The 17,512-nt window shown below is 71.3% G+C and carries 18 protein-coding genes; 13 read left to right on the top strand and 5 right to left on the bottom strand.

What is annotated here, in order from left to right:
- Positions 1 to 17: 17 nt before the first annotated feature.
- The 4 genes from ACIA77_RS12680 to mptB all read right to left on the bottom strand — a co-directional run bounded on the left by ACIA77_RS12680 (position 18) and on the right by mptB (position 4,465).
- The gene (locus tag ACIA77_RS12680) at positions 18 to 1,022 is read right to left on the bottom strand and encodes a heme A synthase (protein ID WP_395885975.1); all 1,005 of its coding nucleotides are present in this window, start codon (positions 1,020 to 1,022) and stop codon (positions 18 to 20) included.
- 84 nt (positions 1,023 to 1,106) lie between these two features.
- Entirely contained in the window at positions 1,107 to 1,895 is a 789-nt protein-coding gene (locus tag ACIA77_RS12675) for an ABC transporter permease (protein WP_395885974.1), read from the bottom strand.
- Positions 1,892 to 2,818, bottom strand: a complete 927-nt coding sequence (locus tag ACIA77_RS12670) for an ABC transporter ATP-binding protein (protein ID WP_395885973.1) — start codon at positions 2,816 to 2,818, stop codon at positions 1,892 to 1,894. Before ACIA77_RS12670 ends, ACIA77_RS12675 begins: the two co-directional genes overlap by 4 nt.
- 6 nt (positions 2,819 to 2,824) lie before the next feature.
- Complete coding sequence (gene mptB, locus ACIA77_RS12665; RefSeq protein WP_395886206.1) at positions 2,825 to 4,465, bottom strand: polyprenol phosphomannose-dependent alpha 1,6 mannosyltransferase MptB; 1,641 nt, start codon at positions 4,463 to 4,465, stop codon at positions 2,825 to 2,827.
- A 134-nt stretch (positions 4,466 to 4,599) separates the two neighbouring features.
- On the opposite strand from mptB, the gene ACIA77_RS12660 reads away from it, so the two are divergent.
- The 13 genes from ACIA77_RS12660 to ACIA77_RS12600 all read left to right on the top strand — a co-directional run bounded on the left by ACIA77_RS12660 (position 4,600) and on the right by ACIA77_RS12600 (position 15,790).
- Positions 4,600 to 5,439 carry a helix-turn-helix transcriptional regulator gene (locus ACIA77_RS12660; protein ID WP_395885971.1) on the top strand — a complete coding sequence of 280 codons (840 nt, stop codon included), beginning with the start codon at positions 4,600 to 4,602 and terminating at the stop codon, positions 5,437 to 5,439.
- Entirely contained in the window at positions 5,436 to 6,884 is a 1,449-nt protein-coding gene (sufB, locus tag ACIA77_RS12655) for a Fe-S cluster assembly protein SufB (RefSeq protein ID WP_395885970.1), read from the top strand. The genes ACIA77_RS12660 and sufB overlap by 4 nt, the downstream gene beginning before the upstream one ends.
- Positions 6,885 to 6,886: 2 nt before the next feature.
- Positions 6,887 to 8,059: a Fe-S cluster assembly protein SufD gene (sufD, locus tag ACIA77_RS12650; RefSeq protein WP_395885969.1), complete on the top strand. Its 1,173-nt coding sequence runs from the start codon at positions 6,887 to 6,889 to the stop codon at positions 8,057 to 8,059.
- Positions 8,060 to 8,099: 40 nt separating this feature from the next.
- The gene (gene sufC, locus ACIA77_RS12645; protein WP_395885968.1) at positions 8,100 to 8,870 is read left to right on the top strand and encodes a Fe-S cluster assembly ATPase SufC; all 771 of its coding nucleotides are present in this window, start codon (positions 8,100 to 8,102) and stop codon (positions 8,868 to 8,870) included.
- Between the two features lie 46 nt (positions 8,871 to 8,916).
- Entirely contained in the window at positions 8,917 to 10,230 is a 1,314-nt protein-coding gene (locus ACIA77_RS12640; RefSeq protein ID WP_395885967.1) for a cysteine desulfurase, read from the top strand.
- On the top strand, positions 10,227 to 10,676 hold the full coding sequence (sufU, locus tag ACIA77_RS12635) for a Fe-S cluster assembly sulfur transfer protein SufU (RefSeq protein ID WP_395885966.1): 450 nt from the start codon (positions 10,227 to 10,229) through the stop codon (positions 10,674 to 10,676). Before ACIA77_RS12640 ends, sufU begins: the two co-directional genes overlap by 4 nt.
- Positions 10,673 to 11,083: a metal-sulfur cluster assembly factor gene (locus tag ACIA77_RS12630; RefSeq protein ID WP_395885965.1), complete on the top strand. Its 411-nt coding sequence runs from the start codon at positions 10,673 to 10,675 to the stop codon at positions 11,081 to 11,083. The genes sufU and ACIA77_RS12630 overlap by 4 nt, the downstream gene beginning before the upstream one ends.
- A gap of 173 nt (positions 11,084 to 11,256) precedes the next feature.
- The gene (locus ACIA77_RS12625) at positions 11,257 to 11,670 is read left to right on the top strand and encodes a hypothetical protein (RefSeq protein ID WP_395885964.1); all 414 of its coding nucleotides are present in this window, start codon (positions 11,257 to 11,259) and stop codon (positions 11,668 to 11,670) included.
- Positions 11,667 to 12,002 carry a YnfA family protein gene (locus tag ACIA77_RS12620; protein ID WP_395885963.1) on the top strand — a complete coding sequence of 112 codons (336 nt, stop codon included), beginning with the start codon at positions 11,667 to 11,669 and terminating at the stop codon, positions 12,000 to 12,002. The genes ACIA77_RS12625 and ACIA77_RS12620 overlap by 4 nt, the downstream gene beginning before the upstream one ends.
- Positions 12,003 to 12,031: 29 nt before the next feature.
- Positions 12,032 to 12,814, top strand: coding sequence for a signal peptidase I (gene lepB / locus ACIA77_RS12615; protein WP_395885962.1), 783 nt, complete (start codon positions 12,032 to 12,034; stop codon positions 12,812 to 12,814).
- Between the two features lie 155 nt (positions 12,815 to 12,969).
- Positions 12,970 to 13,524 (top strand): snapalysin family zinc-dependent metalloprotease, encoded by a 555-nt coding sequence (locus ACIA77_RS12610; protein ID WP_395885961.1) that lies wholly within the window; start codon positions 12,970 to 12,972, stop codon positions 13,522 to 13,524.
- A 401-nt stretch (positions 13,525 to 13,925) separates the two neighbouring features.
- Complete coding sequence (locus ACIA77_RS12605) at positions 13,926 to 15,146, top strand: sensor histidine kinase (RefSeq protein ID WP_395885960.1); 1,221 nt, start codon at positions 13,926 to 13,928, stop codon at positions 15,144 to 15,146.
- The gene (locus ACIA77_RS12600) at positions 15,137 to 15,790 is read left to right on the top strand and encodes a response regulator (RefSeq protein WP_395885959.1); all 654 of its coding nucleotides are present in this window, start codon (positions 15,137 to 15,139) and stop codon (positions 15,788 to 15,790) included. Before ACIA77_RS12605 ends, ACIA77_RS12600 begins: the two co-directional genes overlap by 10 nt.
- Before the next feature lie 4 nt (positions 15,791 to 15,794).
- Here the strand turns inward: ACIA77_RS12600 and ACIA77_RS12595 are convergent, their stop codons facing one another.
- Positions 15,795 to 17,474, bottom strand: coding sequence for a GGDEF domain-containing protein (locus ACIA77_RS12595; protein ID WP_395885958.1), 1,680 nt, complete (start codon positions 17,472 to 17,474; stop codon positions 15,795 to 15,797).
- Positions 17,475 to 17,512 lie beyond the last annotated feature (38 nt).

The following is a 17,512-nucleotide window of genomic DNA, read 5'->3' as shown; positions in this document are numbered from 1 at the left end:
GACGCGTCGACGCGGAGTTACGCCCGTGTGGCCGTCCGGGGCGTCAGCTCGCCGGCGTCGGCTCGCGCAGCCGCGGGCGGCACCGGTTCCAGGGACACGGCCGGGCCGCGGTCGCGGGTGCCGGTCCACAGCGTGGCCGTCACGACGATCACCAGGGCCGAGCCGAGGACGTGGAACGAGACCATGGCTTCGGGGACGCCGAGCGCGTACTGCACGGTGCCCAGCACGCCCTGCGCGAGCGCGACGCCCCAGACCCACGCGTAGCGCTGCCAGACGCCGCGCGGGGTGGCCGAGCGCATCAGGACGAGGCCGAACACCGCGAGGACCACGAGGTAGGCGATGAGGAGCCCGCTGTGGACCTGGGCGAGTTGCTCGATCGGCACGTCGAGGCGGTGGGTGTTGATGTCGCCGCCGTGCGGGCCGGCGCCGGTGACGGTGGTGCCGGCGATGAGCACGGCCCACATGAGCACCGTGAGCACCACCAGGAGCTTGCGGCCCAGCGGCGCGACGAGCGGCCGGGCGGGTTCGTCGCCTTCACCGAACGCCTTCAGCAGCAGCACGGCGAGCCAGATCAGCGGTGTCGACGCGAGGAAGTGGATCGCGACCGTCCACCACTCGAGCTTCGCCAGCACCGTGATTCCGCCCAGCACGGCCTGCAGCACGACGCCGCCCGGCATCGTCCAGGCGAGCACGAAGAGCCGGCGGCGGCTCGGGTGGTCGACGAGGATGCGCCACGCCGTCAGCACGGCCAGCGCCGCGACGACGATGACGGCGCCCGTCAGCATCCGGTTCGAGAACTCGATCCACTGGTTCACCGCGTGGATCCCCGGGTGCTGCACCGGCACGAGGCTGCCGGGCACGCACTGCGGCCACGTCGGGCAGCCGAGGCCCGAACCCGTCACCCGCACCACGGATCCCGTGACGCCGATCCCGCCCTGCGCCACCACGGCGGCGATGCCGACGCCCCGCTGGACCGCGGCGGAGGGATAGGGCAGGCGGGCGATCAAACTGCGAAGGGACACGCGGGGAATCGTACTCGCGGGCAATTCCGCGTTTTCTCGCCGCACACCCGGACGCGCTTTTCTCACGCGCCTTTCACGACCGGTTCAGGTGAGTTTCGTGGTGCGCGTCGCAATCAGCCCGGCGACGACCGCCCACACCGCGAGCACGGCCATCGGGCCGGCCGCGAAGTGACCGTCCACCAAGGCCGCGCGCATGCCTTCCGCCAGCGCACCCGACGGCAGCAGGGAAACGACCACGCCCAGTCCCGTCGGCAGCACCGACGGCGCCAGCAGGATCCCGCCGGCGAGCAGCAGCACGAACCACACGACGTTCGCCAGCGCCAGCACGGCTTCCGCGCGCAGCGCGCCGCCCAGCAGCACGCCCAGCGCGCCGAACGCCGCGGTGCCCAGCACCAGCAGCACGATCGCCGCGCCGATGCCCGCGGCCGACGGCGACCAGCCCAGGAACGCCGCCACCACACCGATCACCACGGACTGCAGCACGACCACCACGAGCGCGGCGACCAGCCGTCCCGCCACCAGCAGCCACCGCGGCAGCGCCGTGGCGGACAGGCGCTTCAGCACGCCGTAGCGGCGGTCGAAGCCGAGTGCGATGGCCTGGCCGGTGAACGCCGAGGACAGCACGGCCAGCGCGAGGATCCGCGGCGTGATCCAGTCCACTTTGGACGCCGAACCGAGCTGGCTCGCGGGCAGCACGTCGAGCAGGCTCAGGCCGATCAGCAGCGCCAGCGGGATGATCAGCGTGAGCAGCAGCTGTTCGCCGTGGCGCAACGTCAGCGCGGCCTCGACGCGCGAGTGCGTGCGCAGCATCTTGCCCAGCGAACCGCGGCCCGGCGCCGGGGTGAACGTGCCCGGTGGGAACGTCGTGCTCATGCCCGCAGCTCCCGTCCGGTCAGTTCCAGGAAAACCTCTTCGAGCGTGCGGCGCCCGACTTGCAGTTCTTCCGGCAGCACACCCTGTTGCGCACACCACGAAGTGACGGCCGACACCACCTGCGGGTCGACGGGCCCTTCGACGAGGTACGAACCGGGCGAAGACTCCGTCACCCGGTAACCCTCGGGCAAAGCGGCCGTGAGCAACGTCGTGTCCAGCCGCGTGCGCGCGCGGAAGCGCAATTGCGCCGCGTCGCCGGCTTCGAGGGTGAGCGCGTGGGGCGTGCCCTCCACCACGACCTTGCCGTGGTCCACGATCACGACCTGGTCGGCGAGCGCTTCCGCCTCCTCCATGAGGTGCGTGGTGAGCAGCACGCTGACGCCGTCGGTGCGCAGCGCGGCGAGCAGTTCCCAGACCAGGCGCCGCGCCTGCGGGTCCATGCCCGCGGTCGGCTCGTCGAGGAACACGAGTTCCGGGCGCCCGACGAGCGCGCACGCGAGCGAAAGCCGTTGCTGCTGCCCGCCGGAGAGCCGCTTGAACGGCGTGCGCTTCGCACCGGCCAGACCCAGCACGTCGAGCAGCCACGCGGGATCGAGGGGGTGGGCCGCGCACGAGGCGACCAGGCCGAGCATCTCACCGGCGTGCACGCCCGGGTAGGCGCCGCCGCCCTGCGGCATGATGCCGACGCGCGGGCGCAGCCGGGCGCCGTCCTTCCCGGGGTCGAGGCCCAGGACCCGGACGTTTCCGGCGTCAGGCCGGCGGAATCCTTCGCAGACCTCGACGGTGGTCGTCTTGCCCGCGCCGTTGGGCCCGAGCAGGGCGAGCAGCGAGCCGCGCTCCATCCGCAGGTCGAGTCCGTCGACCGCGGTGGTGGAGCCGTAGCTTTTCACCAGGCCGGTGATCTCGACGGCGGGGTTGTCCACAACCAATCACGATACGACGTCGGTGACGGCGGGCCGTTCCGGGGACGTCCTCGACAGCAGCTGTGGGGCGACCCGGCGCACGATCGCGAGCCCGCCGAGCGTCACGACGACGGCCGCGCCGTAGGCCCACGGGAGGATGTAGGCGTGGCCGTCGAACGAGCTCCCGGTCGGCGGCAGCAGGAACGGCAGCCCGGCGCTGATCACGGTCGCGGCCACGCGGAACCGCGACGTCCCGGCCGCCGCGGCGAGCGGGATCACGGCCCACAGCACGTACCACGGCTGCAGGTTGATCTGGAGCATCATCGCCGCGCCCAGGGCGACGCCGAGGCCGATGATGGGCCGGTAGCGCCACTTGAAGCTCGCCCACAGGAACTTGACCGTGACGAGCGCGATCACGACGTAGCCCAGCGCGCCGACGATGGGCACGAGCGCGTCGGTGTGGTTGCCCAGGCCCAGTGCGATCCCGAGCACGCCGCCGAGGTTCGCGAGCTCGGCCGTGGGGGAGATCCACGAGCGCACCAGCCCCGGGGTGCCGAGCGCGCCGACCCAGCCGAAGCCCAGGCCGGTGCCGTAGGAGACCGCGACGAGCACCACGCCGAACAGCAGCGCCATCGGCACTCCGGCCCGCACGAGGTCCTTGATGCTCCCGTGCCAGCGCCGCGCCACCATCACGGCGAAGAACGGCAACGCGAGCAGCGCCGGCACCTTGACCGCGGCCCCGAGCGTGATGATCACGACGCCGAGCGCGATGCACAGCAGCTCGCCCTTGGCCAGCGGCGGCGGGGTGTCGCCCTTGATGCGCACGGGCAGGCGCCGGATGCCGACCTCCAGCCCGGCGACCATCAGGCCGATGGCCAGCGCGTCGTTGTGGGCCCCGGCGATGAAGTGGAAGATCAGCAGCGGGTTGGCCGCGCCCAGCCACAGCGCCGTCGCCGGCTGCACGCCGAAGCGGCGCGCCAGCCGCGGCACGGCCCACACGATGAGGACCACGCCGACGAGTGCGAGCGCGCGTTGCAGCAGCACGCCGGCCACGATGTTGTTGCCGCCGACCGGCGCGAGCCAGCCGCCGAGGCGCAGCAGCAGCGGCCCGTACGGCGCCGGGGTCTCGCGCCAGATGTTGGCGACGCCCGCGGTGAGCGGGTCGGCGACCCCGAGCGCCTGGGCGGGGCCCAGCTCGTAGGGGTCCATGCCGCGGTGCACGATCTCGCTCTGGGCGAGGTAGCTGTACACGTCGCGGGAGAACAGCGGCGGGATGAGCAGCAACGGCGCCACCCACATCGCGATCGTGCGCGCGAGCTGCCCGCGGCTGGCCAGGCGCGCGCTCGCGGGCCGCGCGAACCGGCCGAGCATGAGCCAGCTCAGCACGAGGATGCCCATCCCGGAGAACGCGATGGCGAGCGACACCGTCGGCATCCGGGTGAACAGGCGCAATACCGGCAGGTCCTGGACCGGATTGATCACGGGCGCGGCACCGGCGCCGAGCGAGCCGAGGGCGAGGAACAGCGAGCCGACCGTGCCGAAGCGGCGGACCACGCCGAGCCCGCGGTGCTCGGCGGCGTCGAGCGGCTGCGGCTCGCGCGGGCGGACGGGTGAGGGCACCGCGGACGGTGGCGCCACGGTCGTCGCCGTGTCGCCGGGTACGCCCACTTCCGGGTCCCGCTGCACGGGGTGCTCGCCGACTGCCACGCCACGAAGCGTATCGAGTCCCTGCTCCCGTGATGCGAGTCACTGCCGGACACCCCGCCTTTGCTCGTGGGCCGGAAATAAGACACACTTGTGTTGTGAAAAAGAACGGGACCCCGGAAGTGGAGCACGGCGAGCAGCCGCGCGCCGCGGACGTCGGCGTTCCCGTGCAGGTCAGCGTGGCCGAAGGGCGCACGCGCCACGAGGTGGCGCGCCTGTTGCTCGAGCAGGGCCCGATGACCGCCGCGGTGGTCGCCGAGCAGCTGGGCATCAGCCCGACGGCCGTCCGCCGGCACCTCGACGCGCTGGTGGCCGACGGTGAGGCCGAGACCCGCGACGCGTCGCGGCGCGGCCCGCGCGGCCGCGGCCGCCCGGCCAAGCTCTTCCTGCTCACCGAGTCGGGCCGCGCCCGGTTCGGCCACGCCTACGACGACCTCGCCGTGTCGGCCATCCGGTTCCTCGCCGAGCACGCCGGCCCCGACGCCGTGCGCGCGTTCGCCGAGAGCCGCGTCGACCGGCTGGTCGGCCCGCACCGCTCGGCCATCACCGGTTCGAGTGATCCCGCGGAGCGCGCCGAGGCCCTGGCCACGGCGCTGACCAGGGAGGGCTACGCTGCGTCGACCCGTCAGGTCGGCGTTGGCGAACAGCTCTGCCAGCACCACTGCCCGGTCGCGCACGTCGCCGCGGAGTTCCCGCAGCTGTGCGAGGCCGAGACCGAGGCGTTCGCCCGCCTGCTCGGCACCCACGTGCAGCGGCTGGCGACGATCGCACGCGGTGACAACGCGTGCACCACACACGTACCCGTCGGACCGTCGGGTACCCCGGCCCTTCCCGAGCCGGAAAGCACCAGGCTCCGCACGACGACCGAGCCGGCCCAGCCGGCCCAGCCGTCCGCGGGGCGCACAGCACGGATCCCGAATGGAGGGAAACCCGCATGACTGCCGCTGCCGAGCAGCGCACTCCCACCACCGCGCCACTGAGCCAGGAAGAGACCATCGAGTCCCTTGGCAAGTACGCGTTCGGCTGGGCCGACTCCGACGAGGCGGGCGCCAGCGCCCGTCGCGGGCTCAACGCGGATGTCGTCACCGACATCTCGGCGAAGAAGTCCGAGCCGGAGTGGATGCGCGAAGCCCGCTTGAAGGCGCTCAGGCTCTTCGAGCTGAAGCCGATGCCGAACTGGGGGGCCGACCTCTCCGGGATCGACTTCGACAACATCAAGTACTTCGTGCGCTCCACGGAGCAGCAAGCGGCGAGCTGGGACGACCTGCCCGAGGACATCAAGAACACCTACGACAAGCTCGGCATCCCCGAGGCGGAGAAGCAGCGTCTCGTCGCCGGCGTCGCCGCTCAGTACGAGTCCGAGGTCGTGTACCACCAGATCCGCGAGGACCTGGAGGCGCAGGGTGTCCTGTTCCTGGACACCGACACCGCGCTCAAGGAGCACCCGGAGATCTTCCAGGAGTACTTCGGCTCCGTGATCCCGGCCGGGGACAACAAGTTCTCCGCGCTGAACACCGCGGTGTGGTCGGGCGGCTCGTTCATCTACGTGCCCAAGGGCGTGAAGGTGGACATCCCGCTGCAGGCCTACTTCCGCATCAACACCGAGAACATGGGCCAGTTCGAGCGGACCCTGATCATCGTCGACGAAGACGCCTACGTGCACTACGTCGAGGGCTGCACCGCGCCGATCTACCAGTCCGACTCGCTGCACTCCGCGGTCGTGGAGATCATCGTGAAGAAGGGCGGCCGCTGCCGCTACACGACGATCCAGAACTGGTCGAACAACGTCTACAACCTGGTCACCAAGCGCGCCAAGTGCGAAGAGGGCGCGACCATGGAGTGGATCGACGGCAACATCGGTTCCAAGGTGACGATGAAGTACCCGTCGGTCTTCCTGATGGGTGAGCACGCCAAGGGCGAGGTCCTCTCGGTCGCGTTCGCGGGCGAGGGCCAGCACCAGGACGCGGGCGCCAAGATGGAGCACCTCGCGCCGCACACCTCCTCGACGATCGTGTCGAAGTCGGTGGCACGCGGCGGTGGCCGCACCTCGTACCGCGGCCTCGTGAAGGTCGCGAAGCGGGCGCACCACTCGCGCTCCAGCGTGGTCTGCGACGCGCTGCTCGTGGACACGATCTCGCGCTCGGACACCTACCCGTACGTGGACATCCGCAACGACGAGGTGTCCATGGGCCACGAGGCCACCGTGTCGAAGGTCAGCGAAGAGCAGCTGTTCTACCTGATGTCGCGCGGTCTCGACGAGGCCGAGGCGATGGCGATGATCGTGCGCGGGTTCGTCGAGCCCATCGCGCGTGAGCTGCCGATGGAGTACGCGCTCGAGCTGAACCGCCTGATCGAGCTCCAGATGGAAGGGTCCGTCGGCTAGTCATGTCGGTTACCGAGAACAACGTTTCCGAGGCGATTCGCGAGGGAGCGGTCGTCCCGGCCGCCTCCCGCGCGGAGCGCTTCACCTCCTACGACGTCGAGGCCTTCGAGGTCCCCGGCGGTCGTGAGGAGAACTGGCGGTTCACGCCGATGAAGCGGCTGCGCGGCCTGCACGACGGCAGCGCGGTCGCCTCCGGCGAGATCACGCTGGAGACCGACGCGGCGCCCGAGCTGAAGATCGAGACCGTCGACCGCGACGACGCCCGCCTCGGCGAGGCCGGCGTGCCGAGCGACCGGATCGCCGCGCAGGCGTACTCGTCCTTCAAGCAGGCCACCGTCGTGACGGTGGCGAAGGAGACCGCTGCGACGAAGCCGTCGGTGCTGCGCATCCACGGCCCCGGCGTGGGCGAGGTCGCGTACGGGCACCTGCAGGTCCGCGTCGAGGCGTTCGCGCAGGCCGTGGTCGTGCTCGACCACGTCGGCTCGGGCACGTACGCCGACAACGTCGAGTTCGTCGTGGGCGATTCGGCGAAGCTCACCGTGGTGAGCGTCCAGGACTGGGCCGACGACGCGGTGCACGTGTCCGAACAGCACCTCAAGCTCGGCCGGGACGCGGCGCTCAAGCACATCGTGATCACCCTGGGCGGCGACCTGGTCCGCATCTCGCCGACGGCGGCCTTCGCCGAGCGCGGCGGTGACGTGGAGATGCTGGGCGTCTACTTCTCCGACGCCGGCCAGCACCAGGAGCACCGGTTGTTCGTGGACCACGCCGTGCCCCACTGCAAGTCGCGCGTGATGTACAAGGGCGCGCTGCAGGGTGACGGTGCCCACAGCGTGTGGATCGGCGACGTGCTGATCCGGGCGGCCGCCGAGGCCACCGACACCTACGAGCTCAACCGGAACCTGGTGCTCACGCCGGGTGCGCGCGCGGACTCGGTGCCGAACCTCGAAATCGAGACCGGTGAGATCGAAGGCGCCGGCCACGCGAGCGCGACGGGAAGGTTCGACGACGAGCAGTTGTTCTACCTCCAGTCGCGCGGGATCGCCGAGGATGCCGCGCGCCGGTTGGTCGTGCGCGGGTTCTTCCACGAGATCCTGGTCAAGATCGACGTGCCCGAGGTGCGCGAGCGCCTGGAGGCGGCGATCGAAGCCGAGCTCGAAGCCGTGGGCGTCTAGGCCCCGTCGTCCGTCCACATCAGACTTTAGGAAACTGAGAATGGCTACGCTGGAAATCAAGGACCTGCACGCCTCGGTGAACACCGAGGAAGGCCCCAAGGAGATCCTCAAGGGCGTCAACCTGACCATCCGGTCGGGCGAGACCCACGCGATCATGGGCCCCAACGGTTCGGGCAAGTCCACCCTGTCCTACGCCATCGCCGGCCACCCCAAGTACGTGGTGACCTCCGGCGAGGTGCTGCTGGACGGCGAGAACGTGCTCGAGATGACCGTGGACGAGCGCGCCCGCGCCGGCCTGTTCCTGGCCATGCAGTACCCGGTCGAGGTGCCCGGCGTCTCGATGTCCAACTTCCTCCGCACCGCGGCCACCGCGGTCCGTGGCGAGGCCCCGAAGCTGCGCCACTGGGTCAAGGAGGTCAAGGACGAGATGGGCAAGCTCGGCATCTCTCAGGAGTTCGCGGAGCGCTCGGTGAACGAGGGCTTCTCCGGCGGTGAGAAGAAGCGCCACGAGATCCTGCAGCTGGCGCTGCTCAAGCCGAAGATCGCGATCCTCGACGAGACCGACTCCGGGCTCGACGTCGACGCGCTGCGCGTGGTTTCCGACGGGGTCAACGAGTACAAGAACAGCAGCGAGGTCGGCGTCATGCTGATCACGCACTACACCCGCATCCTCCGGCACATCACCCCGGACTTCGTGCACGTGTTCGCCGACGGGCGCGTGGTCGAGTCCGGCGGCAAGGAGCTCGCCGACGAGCTGGAGGAGAACGGCTACGTGAAGTACGTGGGCAAGGCCGAGCCCGCGGCGCTCTGAGCCCGCGCACGAGAAGTTCCCGACTACACCGAGAGGAGTTGGCTCGATGACCACCACGGCGAACAGCCCGACCAACTCTGTTCCCCTTGACGTGGCGGCACTGCGTGCCGACTTCCCGATCCTGTCCCGCACCGTGCGCGACGGGAAACCCTTGGTGTACCTGGACTCCGGCGCGACCTCGCAACGGCCGACGCAGGTCCTCGACGCCGAGCGCAAGTTCCTCGAGACCTCCAACGCCGCCGTGCACCGCGGTGCGCACCAGCTCGCCGAGGAGGCCACCGACGCCTACGAGTCCGCCCGCGCGCGGATCGCGGAGTTCGTCGGCGCCTCCCCGGAGGAGCTCGTGTTCACGAAGAACGCCACTGAGGGCATCAACCTCGTGGCGTACTCGATGAGCAACGCGGCCACGGCCGGCCCGGAGGCCGAGCGCTTCCGCATCGGTCCCGGCGACGAGATCGTGATCACCGAGATGGAGCACCACGCGAACCTCGTGCCCTGGCAGCAGCTGTGCCAGCGCACCGGGGCGACGCTGAAGTGGTTCAAGGTGACGCCCGAGGGCCGGCTGGACCTGTCGGACCTCGACGAGCTGATCACGCCGCGCACGAAGCTGGTCGCCTTCGTGCACCAGTCCAACGTGCTCGGCACGATCAACCCGGTCGACGTGCTCGTGGCGAAGGCGAAGTCGGTCGGCGCGCTGACGCTGCTCGACGCGTGCCAGTCGGTGCCGCACGGCGTCCACGGCCAGGGGGCCGTGGACCTGCGCGCGCTGGACGTGGACTTCGCGGCGTTCTCCGGGCACAAGATGCTCGGCCCCTCCGGGGTCGGCGTGCTCTACGGGCGCAGCGAGCTGCTCGAGGCGATGCCGCCGTTCCTCACCGGCGGGTCGATGATCGAGATGGTCCGCATGGAGGGCTCCACGTGGGCGCCGCCGCCGCAGAAGTTCGAGGCGGGCGTGCCGATGACGTCGCAGGCCGTCGGCCTCGGCGCGGCCGTGGACTACCTCAACGCGGTGGGCATGGACCGCGTCGCGGAGCACGAGCACGAGCTCACCGAGCACGCGCTCGCCGGCGTCGGCGAGATCGAGGGCGTGCGGATCATCGGGCCGACGGACCTCGCGAACCGCGGCGGCACGGTGTCGTTCGTGATCGACGGTGTGCACCCGCACGACGCCGGTCAGGTGCTCGACAGCGTGGGTGTCGCCGTGCGCGTGGGCCACCACTGCGCGTGGCCGCTGCACCGGGCGTGCTCGGTGCCGGCGACGGTGCGGGCCACGTTCTACCTGTACAACACGCTGTCCGAAGTGGACGCTCTCGTGGCCGGGATCCGCGAGGCGCAGAAGTTCTTCGGGGTCGCGAAGTGAACCTCGAGAGCATGTACCAGGACATCATCCTGGACCACTACAAGAACCCGCACGGGCGCGGACTGCGAGACCCGTTCGACGCCGAGTCGTTCCAGGTCAACCCGACCTGCGGCGACGAGGTGACGCTGCGGGTCAAGGTCGACGACGGGAAGGTCAGCGACGTCTCGTACGAGGGGCAGGGCTGCTCGATCAGCCAGGCCTCCACGTCGGTGCTGACCGACCTCGTCGTGGGCCACACCGTGGAGGAGGCGTTCACGACCATGGACGCCTTCGTGGAACTGATGCAGGGCAAGGGCAAGGTCGAGCCCGACGAGGACGTGCTCGAAGACGGCATCGCTTTCGCGGGCGTCGCCAAGTACCCGGCGCGCGTGAAGTGCGCCCTCCTCGGCTGGATGGCGTTCAAGGACGCCGTGGCCCGCACCCCCACAGGAGCTGAGAAGGCATGAGCGAAGAGACCGCGGTCCCCTCGACGGACCTCCGTGAAGGGCGCACCGCCGCGGACCTGCCGGAGCAGGCCGCGTCGCCGGTGCCCGCCGACATCGCCAAGATCGAGGACATCGAAGAGGCGATGCGCGACGTCGTCGACCCGGAACTCGGGATCAACGTCGTCGACCTCGGCCTGGTGTACGACATCCGCGTGGAGACCGACAACTCCGCCACGCTGGACATGACGCTGACCTCGGCGGCGTGCCCGCTGACCGACGTGATCGAAGACCAGACCTCGGCGGCGCTGACGTCGGGTGGCCTCGTGAGCGACTTCCGGATCAACTGGGTCTGGATGCCGCCGTGGGGTCCGGAGAAGATCACCGAGGACGGGCGCGAGCAGCTTCGGGCGCTCGGGTTCACCGTCTGAGTCTTTCCCTCGGGACAGGCCACTCCGCAGTGCGCGGGGTGGCCTGTTCTGTTCCTCGGGTTGTATAACGCCCTATACGGTCTCGCTGCGGCGCGCGCGTTGTTTCAGTCCAATACCAGGAAGCTGCGGGGAACGACCGACGAAAACCGGGCGCGGGTGCTATGACTGGCGACATGACCGAACGGGACAACGGGGGTGGACCCCGGCGTGGCCAGGCGGTCGCGGCGATGGCGATCGCGGCGGTCAGCTTGGTGCTGGTGGTGGCGACGTGGATCGCGTGGCTGCGGGTGCGGCCGAAGCTCCAGGAGGCGCCGGAGTACGCGCTCGTCGGACAGGTGTTCCTGCTCGTGCTGGGTGCGTTGTTCTTCGTCGGACTGCTCGCGGGGGTGCTGGCGATCGTGCTGGGGCTGACCCGGGGCGGGCGGGCACGCGGCGATGATCTGGCGCGTGGCGGCGCTCTGCTGGGAGCGCTGACGTGTGTGATCGCGCTCGCCGGGGCGGTGACGTTCGCCGCGAGTCCCACGTGGACACCCGTGGCCCCGCGCCCCGCGGAGACCTACGAAGGCTCCTTCGGCACCGGCTCGTGACCGTCCTGCGCTCGATCCTGCTGTTCGTCGCGGCCGCGGTGCTGGAGATCGGCGGCGCGTGGCTCGTGTGGCAGGGCGTGCGCGAGCACCGCGGCTGGGCGTGGATCGGCGGCGGAATCGTGGCGCTCGGCGTCTACGGGTTCGTCGCCACCCTTCAGCCCGACGCCCACTTCGGCCGCATCCTCGCCGCGTACGGCGGGGTGTTCGTCGCCGGGTCGCTGGCCTGGGGGATGGTCGCCGACGGCTACCGGCCCGACCGCTTCGACGTGATCGGAGCGCTGCTGTGCCTCGCCGGCGTCGCCGTGATCATGTACGCCCCGCGCGGCGGGTAACGCCGGCGGGGGCGGCCCGATAGAGGTGCGTGACCGACTTCCCGGCGCCCCCGGCGGCGCCGCCTCGCGCGCGGCGGTTTTCGCCGCTTCTGGCGCTTTTCGTGGTGTTCGTCGTGGCCGGCGCCGCGCTCGTGGCGACCGGGGTGGTGACGGTGCTCGGCTACAGCACGGTGCGCATCGGCGGACGCTCCATGGGCACCACGATCCCGGCCGGCGAGCCCGTAGTTCTCCACTGGGCCGGGAACCACGAGATCCACCGCGGCGACGTGGTTTCCTTCCAGGCCGACGCGTTCCCCGACGTGCCGCCGGGCTACCACTTCGTCAAGCGCGTGATCGCCATCGGCGGCGACCGCGTGGTCTGCTGCGGGCCCGACAACCGGCTGCAGGTGAACGGCAAGCCCGTTACCGAGCCCTACCTCGATTCGACGGTGCCGCTCGCTGCCGGCGCGTTGCCGTTCGCGGCACGAGTGCCGCCTGGTTCGATCTTCGTCGCCGGCGACCGGCGCGACATTTCCGACGATTCCCGCAGATTCGCCAGTCTCCCCGGCGGGGGCGCCATCCCGCTTTCCAAGGTGGACGGTGTGATCACCGCGCGGGGCACGATCTTCTCCTCCAGGACCCTCGCCCCCACGACGGCGTTCACCGACGCCGGCCTGCCCGGAGCGTCCACTGCGGACACCGGGTTGCCCGAGGGTCGCTCCTTCGCCGCCGGTGGCGCTGCGGTGTTCCTGCTCGGGTTCATCGGCGCGATCGTGACCGTCGTGCTGTCCGCCGGAAGACGACGAGCGGCCGCCGGCCCGCCAGTGCGCTGATGATCGGCGGGACCGGCTGCGGGGTGATCGGGCGCCCCCTCGGGAGGGGGCGTGATGACGGACGGTGCCGGGTCACCTACTTTCGGACGTGGCCGCGCGGTTGGTGAACTCCTAACGTCGGGGCCGTCGGTCATCGATGGGTGAAGGAGACGGGGATGAAGGCACGCGGGTTCGGGCGGGTCGCGGCGGTGGCGGTGGCCGTGGTGGCGCCGTTCGGGGTGGGTCTGGTCGCGGGGCCGGGTGCGTCGGCGGCCGCGGTGACGACCGTGTACTACACGTCGAGCGGGGCGCCGGATTACGTGGCGCAGATCGATCAGGGTGCGGCGAATTGGAACGCCGCGGTTTCCGATGTGAAGCTGGTGAAGAAGTCTTCGGGTGGCACCGTGGTGTTCCACGAGATTCACAGCGGGGGGTCTTACACGCAGACGGATGGGCATGGGAATGGGGATGTCTACCTGGATACGAGTCAGGTGGCGGAGGGGTTTGATCCGACGCGGATCGCTGCGCACGAGCTGGGGCACAATTTGGGGCTGCCGGATGATTACGAGGGGCCGTGTTCGGAGTTGATGTCGGGGCACGGGCCGGGGACCTCGTGCAAGAACGCGAAGCCGAGTGCGGAAGAGGCTGCGAAGGTGGAGCAGTTGTGGGAGAACGGGTTTGGTGGGGAGGTTGAGGGGATGGGGACTCGGGTGACTTCGGTGGTGTATTGATTTCGGGTGCGGTTTTTTTTGGGGGGGGGCGGGAAGGCGCCCCGAAGCTTGATTGTGACTACGGTTCGGGCCCCTTTGTCAAGGCGGGAAAGCGTACCTTGACAAAGGGGCCCGAACCGTGTGGCGGCTTCGTATCGGGGCGGGGGAGGGGTGGGCGTTTCCGCGGGTTTCGTAGTTGGCCGGTGGTTTTGGCGCCGTTTTGGTTAGGTGTCGCTGGAAATCTCCACCTACGCCTTTGCGACGCGATTGACCCACTAACCCGGCTCGCCGCACGCCGTCTAATCAAACGTGAGCCCCTCCGAGCACAAACGGCCAGCGACTGCGGAACCCCCGTCTGCCTTGTCCGACATCCCGCTCTGGAGGGAGGCGGGACCGGGGGCTGGGCTGCGAGGATCGTGCGGGTGCGGGTGTTGCGGCCGGTGTTGAGCGGGGTGACCTACCGGAGGTGGGCGTACCTGATCCTGGGCGGGGCGATCAGCGTGCCCTACCTGCTGTTCGCGGCGGTGGCGGTGCCCGCGCTGACGCCGTTCGTGACGTCCGGGGGGTGGGCGTCGGCGCTGGGGGCCGGGGCGACGGTGGTGGTGCTGGGGGCGACGTCGTTGTTGCCGGCGGTGCGGGTGCTCGAGGTGGCGGCCGTGCGGGAGTTGCTGGGGGAGGTGGCGGCGGGGGCCGCCGTGAGTTGGTGGGTGCGGGTGCGGTGCAGCGTCGTGTTCGTGGTGCACGTGGGGGTCGGCGCGGTGGTGAGCGCGGTGACGCTCGCGGTGCCCGTCGGGTTCGGGTTCGCGGTGGGTGCGGTGTTCTCGGGCGAGCTGGTGGACAACGGGACGCACTCGGTGACCGTGCCGAAGGGCTGGGCGTCGGCGTGGTTGCCGGCGGTGTTCGTGGTTGCGTTCGTGCTGCTGAGCTACGTGGTGTGGGGCGTGGGCGGGCTGCTGCGGCGGCTCGCGGCGGCGCTGCTGGGGATGTCGGCGGCCGAGCGGATCGCGCAGCTGGAGCGGCGGGCGGAACAGCTGGCGGAGCGCACGCGGCTGGCGCGCGAGCTGCACGACTCCGTCGGGCACGCGCTGTCCGTCGTCACGGTGCAGGCGGGGGCGGCGCGCCGGACGTTGCGCAGCGACCCGGGGTTCACCGAGCAGGCGCTGACGGCGATCGAGGAATCGGCGCGGACGGCGCTCGGCGATCTGGACCACGTGCTCGGGCTGTTGCGCGACGGGGCGTCGGCGCGGAACCCGCAGCCCGGGCTGGCGGAACTGGGAGCGCTGGTGGAGGCGACGAGACTGGCGGGGGCGGCGGTCAGCGCGGACGTGCGGGGCGAGGTCGGCGCGGTGCCCGCGGTGGTGTCGCGTGAGGTGTACCGGATCGTGCAGGAGTGCCTGACGAACGCGGTGCGCTACGCCGGGAAGGTGCCGGTCACCGTGGCCGTTTCGATCGGGCCGGGCGAGCTGTGCGCGAAGGTGGTGAACCCGCTGGGGCCGGCGCGCGCGTCGCGGCCGCGGGGCGGGCGCGGGCTGCGCGGCATGGCCGAGCGCGCCGAACTGCTGGGTGGCAAGCTGTCGGCCGGACCGGCGGGGGACCGGTGGGAGGTCGTGGTGACGGTGCCGTGGGGACAGCGATGGACGTGACGGTCCTGCTGGTCGACGACGAACCGCTCATCCGCGCCGGCTTGCGCGCGATCGTCGACGCCGAGCCGGATCTCACCGTCGTCGGCGAGGCGGCCGACGGCGCGGAGGTGCCGGGCCTGGTGTCGCGCCTGCGCCCCGACGTGGTGCTGATGGACGTGCGCATGCCCGCCGTCGACGGGATTCGCGCGACCGAGCACCTGCTGTCCACTGTGGACGAGCCGCCGAAGGTGATCGTGGTGGCCACGTTCGAGAACGACGACTACGTGTACGACGCGCTGCTCGCCGGCGCCAGCGGGTTCCTGCTCAAGCGGGCCCGGCCGGAGGAGATCGTGGCGGGCGTGCGCACCGTCGTCGCGGGCGAGTCGCTGCTGTTCCCGGCCGCCATCCGCCGCCTCGCCGCTCAGCACGCCCGGGCCACCCCGCGCGACGGCCTCACCGCCGCCGGCCTCACCGACCGCGAACGCGACGTCCTGCGCCTCGTGGCCGCCGGCCTGTCCAACCCCGAAATCGCCCGGGACCTGCACCTGGGGGTGCAAACGGTCAAAACCCACGTCGGCAACGTCCTCGCCAAGCTCGGCGCGCGCGACCGCACCCAGGCCGCGATCCGCGCCTACGAGTCGGGCTTCGTGACGCCGGGCGGCTGAGCGCTCAGGCCGACCGGCTGACCGCCACGTCGCGGCCGATGCCGCGGAGCACCTCGACGCGGTCGGAGCCCGGGCGGGACAGGACCCAGCTCGAACCGGGAACGTCTTTCGCGCGCTTCTTCAGCGGGGCGAGCAGGCGGGAGGCCTCCCGGTACGAGCCGATCGCTCCGCTGCCGCACACGAGCGTCGCGAGCGACACGGTGACGGGCATGCCCTCGGCGGACCAGTGGGTGTCCAGCAGGGCCGCGGCGACGGTGCCGATCTCGTCGACGTCGCAGACGATCAGGAAGTCGTCGCCGCCGACGTGCGAGACGCGCATGCGCGGGAGGCGGCGGGTGAGGCCCGTCAGGGTCTCGCCGAGGGCGCGGATGAGGTCGTCGCCCGCGGCGAAGCCGGCGTTGTCGTTGACGGACTTGAACGAGTCGACGTCGAGCCACCCCGCGACGAACTGCTCGCCGGTCGAGATGCGGCGCTCGACGTCGCGGGCCACGACTTCGCTGCCCGGCAGCCGGGTGAGCGGGTTGAGCGTGACGGCTTCCTCGACCTTGGCCTCGGCGACCCCGCGGACCACCTCGGTCACCAGCACCACACCGAGGGCGCGGCCCGCGCCGTCGACCACCACGACGTCGTCGCCGGTGCGGCCCCAGTCGGCGTCGGTGACCAGTTCGAGGAACTCCAGAGCGCTCGCCGTCGCCTCGATCGTGTGCGGTTTGTCCGCCAGGCGCTCGGCCGGGCGCTTGGCGTGCAGGGCGTGGCCGTACGGGCCGGTCACCGCCACGAGGAACCGCGTCCTGTCCACCGACCACCGCGGACGGTTGTGCTCGTCGACCCCGACCACACCGGTCGGGGCGTCGGCCGCCGCCAGGACCTCGCGCACGTCGTCGCACGTCGCCTGGGCCGGCAGGGTCGTCGCGGGTCGCAGGAAGTCGCCGACGCGGGGTGCCTGCGGCGGGGCGGGGGAGCGGCGGTCGTCGGGGACCAGCGCCCCGGCCGTCGCCGCGCTGCGGTGCGCGGCGGGCGGCGCCAGCAGGTTGCCCTGCGCGATCCGCACGCCGAGCCCCTGCGCCGCGTCGAGCTGCGGGCCGGTCTCGATGCCGGTCGCGACCAGCCGGATGCCGGTGCGGGTCGTGTAGTGCAGCAGTGACTCGACCACCGCGACCGCGCTCTGGTCGTCCGGCAGGCCGCGCAGCACGCTGCGGTCCAGCTTCACCAGGTCCACCGGTGCCTGCACGAGCAGCGCGAGCGGCAGGTCGCCCCGGCCGAGGCCGTCGAGCGCCAGCCGGAAGCCCAATTCGGTCAACGCGCGCATACCGGCCAGCAGCCGGTCGGCGGGCAGGTGCGTGAACGGCGGCCCGATCTCCAGCACGACGTCGCGCGTGCGGCGGCCGGCGGCGCCCAGTTCGGTGATCAGCTCGTCGAACGCGGCGGGACCGGACGCGAGCGTGCGGGCGGAGATGTTCAGGTGCAGCGGCAGGGCGCTGGGCCGCTCCGCCTCCTGGCGCACGGCGGCCGCGGCGAGCCCGAGGTCGACCTCGGCGAGCCGGCCGCCGCGGCGCGCCTCGGCGAGCAGCTCGTGGGCCGTGCCCTTGCCGGGGCGGGCGAGCGCTTCGTACGCGACAACGCCGCCGGTGTGCAAGCTGTACATCGGCTGGAAGGCGAACCGGACCGCACGGGGCGTCGTCACGACGGAGATCGTCGCATCCTCTCGCGCGGAAACGAAAC

Origin of the sequence: Amycolatopsis sp. NPDC051903, from assembly GCF_044452505.1 — a bacterium.
In the GTDB taxonomy this organism is placed as follows: Bacteria; Actinomycetota; Actinomycetes; order Mycobacteriales; family Pseudonocardiaceae; genus Amycolatopsis.
This window is presented reverse-complemented; position numbering and strand designations above follow the sequence as displayed.

Coding starts and splice junctions, on each gene's coding strand:
- ACIA77_RS12675 (WP_395885974.1), bottom strand. CDS start 1,895: ATGAGCACGACGTTCCCACCGGGCACGTTCACCCCGGCGCCGGGCCGC.
- sufB (WP_395885970.1), top strand. CDS start 5,436: ATGACTGCCGCTGCCGAGCAGCGCACTCCCACCACCGCGCCACTGAGC.
- sufD (WP_395885969.1), top strand. CDS start 6,887: ATGTCGGTTACCGAGAACAACGTTTCCGAGGCGATTCGCGAGGGAGCG.
- sufC (WP_395885968.1), top strand. CDS start 8,100: ATGGCTACGCTGGAAATCAAGGACCTGCACGCCTCGGTGAACACCGAG.
- ACIA77_RS12640 (WP_395885967.1), top strand. CDS start 8,917: ATGACCACCACGGCGAACAGCCCGACCAACTCTGTTCCCCTTGACGTG.
- ACIA77_RS12630 (WP_395885965.1), top strand. CDS start 10,673: ATGAGCGAAGAGACCGCGGTCCCCTCGACGGACCTCCGTGAAGGGCGC.
- ACIA77_RS12625 (WP_395885964.1), top strand. CDS start 11,257: ATGACCGAACGGGACAACGGGGGTGGACCCCGGCGTGGCCAGGCGGTC.
- ACIA77_RS12610 (WP_395885961.1), top strand. CDS start 12,970: ATGAAGGCACGCGGGTTCGGGCGGGTCGCGGCGGTGGCGGTGGCCGTG.
- ACIA77_RS12600 (WP_395885959.1), top strand. CDS start 15,137: ATGGACGTGACGGTCCTGCTGGTCGACGACGAACCGCTCATCCGCGCC.